The organism is Enterobacter soli ATCC BAA-2102 (assembly GCF_001654845.1).
Taxonomy (GTDB): Bacteria; Pseudomonadota; Gammaproteobacteria; order Enterobacterales; family Enterobacteriaceae; genus Enterobacter; species Enterobacter soli.
Genome location: NZ_LXES01000064.1, coordinates 1 through 1,181, shown reverse-complemented (window position 1 = coordinate 1,181; position 1,181 = coordinate 1). Strand labels below are relative to the sequence as shown.

Sequence of the window (1,181 nt, the reverse complement as noted above, 5' to 3'; positions counted from 1 at the left end):
ACGGTGCCGGTGAAGTTGATGTTCGCGTCGGCGGCCATCGCCCCGGCGGACGTCAGCGCGGTCATCAGCGCGGACAGGATAAGGATTTTTTTCATGTTTACCCCTGAGTCGGTTTTAGTCATTCAGTGTTGGTTCACCACAGCGCGGAGACCGGGACCGGGGTACCCACTCAGGGGGACCGGCCGGTCTCCGCCGTGCCTTTCAGCCGGCCCCGCATCCCGGGAATGAGACAATTGGGGCCATTTTGACTCATTGAGGGTGCCGGCAGAGTAATCCACTGGTTTGTGGCAAATGTGTGATATCAGATTCCGTGCAGGCCTCATGCTCAGTGTTTTTAACTGACAGAATGAAACCGTAACGGACCGGACTGTGAACGGACGGGAAAGTATGGCTCCGGGATGACGGCCGGAAGGCGGTCCGGAGGCTCCGGAAGGGAGAAATGTGTAAAAATATTATCTGATGATAATCAGCGGGTTATGTGGTTTTTCAGAAAAAACTGAAAATTAATGCTGGCAAAAATTTACATAAGATTTATAACTGTTAACAGTTTGGCCCCAACTGTCAAATTGATGCCGTGTCCTTCCCCCGCTCTTCCCGCTCCCACAGTCCCCTGAACCGGCCGGCATTGCTCGCCGTGTAGCGCACCGTGTGCCGGATATTGCGGTGTCCCAGATAGTCCTGTATCAGCCGGGTGTCCACCCCCCTGTCCGCCAGCGCGTACCCGCAGGCGTGGCGCAGCATGTGCGGATGCGTTGTCACCCCCACCCCGGCCAGCTCACCGCACCGCCGGATGATTCGGTATGCCTGCTGCCGTGACATCGCCCCCCCTCGCCGGGACAGGAACACGGCATCACAGCTTCCGGCCCCTTTCCACCCGCTGCGCTCTGCCAGCCACGCCTGAAGCGCTGACAGCTCTTCCGCCAGCAGCGGATGTACCGTGGAAAAGCCGTTCTTCAGACGGTGTACCGTAATGTAGCCCTCTGCGATGACAATGTCGGATATCCGCAGACAGAGCAGCTCACTGATGCGGAATCCGTGATGGAAACAGAACATAATCATGCACCGGTCCCGCACGCCGCTGCGTACCGACAGGGCGCTTTCCATCATCCCCGACACTTCACTCCGGGTCAGGTACTTTCTTTTCATCACATTACTGTCCTTCATTCCGTGCCCGTCACGTT

At 57.4% G+C, this 1,181-nt stretch carries 1 protein-coding gene; it reads right to left on the bottom strand.

The window, feature by feature from the left end:
* Positions 1-561: 561 nt before the first annotated feature.
* Positions 562-1,149, bottom strand: a complete 588-nt coding sequence (locus tag M987_RS23500; RefSeq protein ID WP_041162332.1) for a tyrosine-type DNA invertase — start codon at positions 1,147-1,149, stop codon at positions 562-564.
* Positions 1,150-1,181: the final 32 nt, after the last annotated feature.